General features: G+C 37.9%; 5 protein-coding genes. 1 reads left to right on the top strand and 4 read right to left on the bottom strand.

Going from position 1 to position 4,583, the window contains the following annotated elements; genetic code table 11:
• Positions 1 to 205 precede the first annotated feature (205 nt).
• The gene (locus BIZ39_RS20240) at positions 206 to 604 is read left to right on the top strand and encodes a hypothetical protein (protein ID WP_187447890.1); all 399 of its coding nucleotides are present in this window, start codon (positions 206 to 208) and stop codon (positions 602 to 604) included.
• Positions 605 to 623: 19 nt separating this feature from the next.
• On the opposite strand, the gene BIZ39_RS20235 is transcribed toward BIZ39_RS20240, so the two are convergent.
• The 4 genes from BIZ39_RS20235 to BIZ39_RS20220 form a co-directional block, all read right to left on the bottom strand.
• Positions 624 to 842: a hypothetical protein gene (locus BIZ39_RS20235; RefSeq protein ID WP_187447889.1), complete on the bottom strand. Its 219-nt coding sequence runs from the start codon at positions 840 to 842 to the stop codon at positions 624 to 626.
• A gap of 108 nt (positions 843 to 950) precedes the next feature.
• Positions 951 to 1,343 (bottom strand): hypothetical protein, encoded by a 393-nt coding sequence (locus BIZ39_RS20230; protein WP_187447888.1) that lies wholly within the window; start codon positions 1,341 to 1,343, stop codon positions 951 to 953.
• Between the two features lie 994 nt (positions 1,344 to 2,337).
• Entirely contained in the window at positions 2,338 to 3,615 is a 1,278-nt protein-coding gene (locus BIZ39_RS20225; RefSeq protein WP_187447887.1) for a hypothetical protein, read from the bottom strand.
• A gap of 210 nt (positions 3,616 to 3,825) precedes the next feature.
• Positions 3,826 to 4,583 (bottom strand): hypothetical protein (locus BIZ39_RS20220; RefSeq protein ID WP_222936722.1); only part of this gene is annotated, 758 nt, incomplete at its 5' end.

Below are 4,583 nucleotides of genomic sequence, written 5' to 3'. Positions count from 1 at the left end.
GCTTCATGCAGAATTATCGCATGCTGTTCGTGATGGTATTTTTGATTAAAAATCCTTTTTTAAGACTTTGAATTTCAAAGTCTTTTTTTTTGCTTTTTTTTAGTTCAATCAAAAATTTAGCAATTTATTTCAGTAAAACTGAGCAATAGCACACTTATTAATACACCTAAGACGTTGTCAAAAACCATATGAAAGAGACAGTTCAATGTCGGACATTTCCACAGATTACATAAGCAAAGAGCTACTAGTAAAAGCAATGGCAGGTTTGGGAACATTAGTGGAAAAAGCCTTACTTCATCCTTATGAGACCAGGTCTTTATCGGTTGAATATGATCTAGTTCTTATGAACCCCAATAATGGTGATGAACGCATTGCATTTAACAATAAAAATGGCAGGTGGCGGCAAGAGGCGATAGACATTAATTGTGCTGGTACTTGGACTACAGAGGTATCAAAATTAATACAAAATCGATATTTTATGTTTGAACAACAGCAAAAAATGATAGAGGGGGGCTGGGATACAGGAATTGTTGAGTTAGAAAACGGTATGATAGAAGAAGTTCATGCGTTCCCAAAGAACACACAGCCTCGCAGTCTGCATTAACACCGCAGGACGGCTTCTTTTAATGCTGTAAAACAGGCAATGCATTAATATCTACCACGGTAATGATATCGTCAGTATTCAGTGGCAGCGTTTCCTTAAGAGAGTGATTAAGATCGGCCTGGCACATCGATGAAAGTGGAGCGAGGCTTACCACTTTGTACCATTCTGTATGACCATCCCTATCTTCTACTCCTATGATGTAACAATTTGCGGTTCTTTGAAGGCCATTGAATGTCATCGTTTATTATCCTTTTATCGGGCTTGCTATATGAATTTAATATGCGTCAGAAATTGAGGTCAATCCAATGTTGAATTTGACCCATTTCTTATCAATAACATACTTGGCTTAATCACTAGCGTGTCTGTGCTGTGACTTCGCTGAAGCTGTTTCAATGTAGATACAATACCCTTCGTCAATACCGCTGGTAGGGGCTGGCATGACGCCATAGTCAGAAACAATTAAATTACGGGTTATGAGTTCAAATGAGCCTTTTACCAACTGCTGGTACATCTTTGAGCATTTAGCTTTTTTTTCACTTGTGAATGGCGCACCGTTGGTCTGAACAAATAGATCAGACACGCTTTGAGATGGGTTTTGTTCGTTGTGTATTTCTCTTCTTAACCATGCGCTGGCAACGCTTTTAGGGTATTTGTAGCCTGTACCAATAATTTGACGTGGTTTAAGTTCACCTGTGAGTAGCTGAGTTAGTTGTGTTTGTCGCTGAGAAATAGTTTTCATGGGTTCTCCTTGTGAGTTTCCTAAACCATAAATCAGATTGTCTAAGCCGCTACTTATTCAGTTAAACAGTACACATTGGCGCCAAACAGAATGGCAATTCCTTTGTGTTCGCTGATGGCTATATTAGTGTCTCGATTAAAGAAACAATCTCGGACAAAAGGTTGGTAAGTGACGACGTCATGTGGGGGCAGGGAGTACAGGTCTAAATCACCATTTATAGCGTCTATAAGGCTGCTGCTGCGAACATACGCGTGCAAGTTACGCTTATTGTTGGCAAGGACTCTGTTACGGGATGCACTAGAAACTACAAAGATAGGGTTTGAGACGATAAATATATTGGCGTAGCAGGTAACCTTACCTTTATGAATTCCTTCTCTACTACGGCATGAAAAATAACCTTTGCGATTGAGGTTTCGATAATAGTCCGCCTTACATCCCATAGAAGTAATTCTGAGAGACTCTTTACCGTTTGTTATTAGTGAATACCTTATTACTTCAGCATCGAATAGAGATTTACCACATATACTTTGTTGATAAGCGCTATTGTATTTGTCTTTGATATATCGCATTAGTCTTTCCTACCCTTTTAAGTAGGACATTAATACGAAAATTATGTCACGCTATTTCCATTCGATTTTGTGCTTATATCATTCCAAATATCTTCATTGTTCCTGCAAAAACGAAATATACCTCGTTGATAACAATTAAAATAGTAACCGTGAGGTTAGAACCAAAAACTACCCTTTCTTGCAAATTTTCACTTAAAATTATACCGACGATCCACAATACAAACGCTGTTAATATACTTGAGCTGCTGTTTACATCAATGTCAAAAATAAGAGTCAATATGATATTGATGACAGTTATGACCAACCAAATCCATAAGTTTCTAGAAAAGGAAGGGAAAGAAATGCGAGTCATTTATTACCACTTTTGTAAATGGACATTGCTCGGAATTTTATCAATGGTGAGTAACAGCATTTAGTATGTCCTGTTACCAAATTTTACCTTTTAAGTTGTAAAAAGATTCAGGGTTATTGGGGATATGTTCATTATAAGCCTTGAACGACTTGTCGTTTACGAAAGAATGGAAAGAGAACCTGTCTAATCCTGATTTCTTTATAAATATCAGAAACTCTTTCTCATTCATCATTCTCATCATATCTGAATTAGCATAACGCTTGCCTTCCATTGCCATCATAAATGCCATAATAATGTCATTCCTATGCTTATTTAAGAAAGCTTTGTTCTTTGTCTCAGTCTTAATGCTTTGTTTAACCTTGTGGTTTACAAAGGTTGGTTTGTCAGGTGCTATGGTTTTAGAAACAACAACGTCCTTTCTTAACTGAACTTTGGTGCTTGATTTTTTATCCTTGGAACTTGTACAACGTGGCTCCACAGGCGTTTTACTCTTAGGTGGCTCAATGTCTTCATCGTTTATTTCTTCATCTTGAGTCGAGAGTACCTGCTCTTCAATCTCGGACTGGTACAGTTTGTTTACCTGATTAACAATATCGTCGAATACGCCTTCTATTAATACGACATCCTCTAATCGAAGATCTAGCCCGAATGCTCTTCCTGGGTGACATTGGATCCATTCTCGTAACATCTCTGCACTTAGGATTTTGTTGCCAGATAGCCACTCATCGAGCAAAAATTCACGAAGAAAAGTAGTGGTGAGTTGTTGCTTTTTAATATCCTCATCATTGTGAGGCTCGTAAAAATATTCTTCCCTAGCCTCTTCTTCATCAACTTCGTGCGGAGAGCCAGTTAGATGCTCAGCTATAAGGTATTTAACCAAGCGCCCAGATGGTTTGTTTTTTAATTTTAAAATGGGAGAGTTAATGAGTTCTTCAGTTTTAAGCCCGAAACCAAGCATGCTTAACAATTCTTGAAAGCCAAGGGAACTCTTTTTACCGGTAATACTAACCAGCTCATCTTTGTCATTAGGGTTAGCATTGATTAAAACCGACTTGTATCGGCGTAGATATTTATCTTTTAGCCATATATGTCTTTCAAGATAATCTAGGTGGGGTGTGTCACTTGCTAAAAGATTGCATTCAGCACACGAACGCACGAGGGTTTTGCGAATATCAAATTCGATACCATACTCTTCAGGTATTCTTACATTCAGCGCCGGTACGTGATCCCAATTCAATGCAAGGTCAGAGGAAACTTTTCTCCCACAATAATGACAAAAAGTATCATCTTCAGATAACGACATCGGATAGATTTTTTTGTAGCCATCCTTATTGTTGATTCTGTGTTCCATTATAAAGCAATTCCTTTTTAGCCCCTTTTCATTTAATGGGAGCTGAATTTCATACTATCGCGATACTTTCTTTATGTACATTAGACCGATTATTTTAAATACGATGTTATTTGCATCAATTTCAAATGGCCGGCTTCTCTCATAGAAAAGCAATTATTGAACTGTGACTAAAATACTACATAAGGTTAGAATGTAGATAAGATGAGCAGATTAACCAATTACGGTACTTAATTCGTAGTTCAACGTTAAAGCCCAGTTGCGTTCAAGTTGCTCTAGTACAGATGCATCCTCTTCTCTTAAATAGTCGGCCATTGCATCATCTTTAAATGGCTTAGGATTGATAAGAATGCCATTTTTGATGCCGTCACATTTAACAAGGTGAAATTGTTCATGCCCAAGTTTAGCTATCATCGTACCAACTTGAACCCACTGTTGATTGCTTTGGTGACCTGGAATAAGCAGCGACAACTTTTGTAAGCCATTATTTCTTAATTCACGTTCTTGGATATCCCGATTATGTGAAGGGTAAACGCGAACGATGAAATACTGTTCAATTGTTGGTGTAATGACGACATCGTCAAGATTCACGGGTGCTTTGAGTGACTTTACGGCATATCCACTAATTGGACGTTTTGTAGGATTGATGCGCATAGTCATATCGGGGGTAAAAACATCGATATTGGCAGGGCTCAAAAGTCCAGTCAAAATTTTAGGATCTTTGATTAACTTAGATAACAAGGCCATTCTTTTTCTAAATGACCACTTTAATGCAATTCCATTGACACACAGAAGGTCTAAGAAAGTGATCCCGTGTGGCGTCAGGATTGCTTCAATAACAAAGGTTTCGTATTCTTGAAGTCTCACCATCTGACGAAGTTTGGCTTTATCTTTTGTTTTAAGTTGTATGATCATCCCCTTATCATTCATGCACTGAACTGAGAATGCATCCTGCATCCCAATGCGTATAC

The sequence above is a fragment of the Alteromonas sp. BZK5 genome (assembly GCF_014349115.1).
GTDB classification, from domain to species: domain Bacteria; phylum Pseudomonadota; class Gammaproteobacteria; order Enterobacterales; family Alteromonadaceae; genus Alteromonas; species Alteromonas macleodii.
The sequence above is the reverse complement of the archived record's forward strand: the minus strand, read 5'-3'. Positions and strand labels throughout refer to the sequence as shown.

Coding starts and splice junctions, on each gene's coding strand:
- BIZ39_RS20240 (WP_187447890.1), top strand. CDS start 206: ATGTCGGACATTTCCACAGATTACATAAGCAAAGAGCTACTAGTAAAA.
- BIZ39_RS20235 (WP_187447889.1), bottom strand. CDS start 842: ATGACATTCAATGGCCTTCAAAGAACCGCAAATTGTTACATCATAGGA.
- BIZ39_RS20230 (WP_187447888.1), bottom strand. CDS start 1,343: ATGAAAACTATTTCTCAGCGACAAACACAACTAACTCAGCTACTCACA.
- BIZ39_RS20225 (WP_187447887.1), bottom strand. CDS start 3,615: ATGGAACACAGAATCAACAATAAGGATGGCTACAAAAAAATCTATCCG.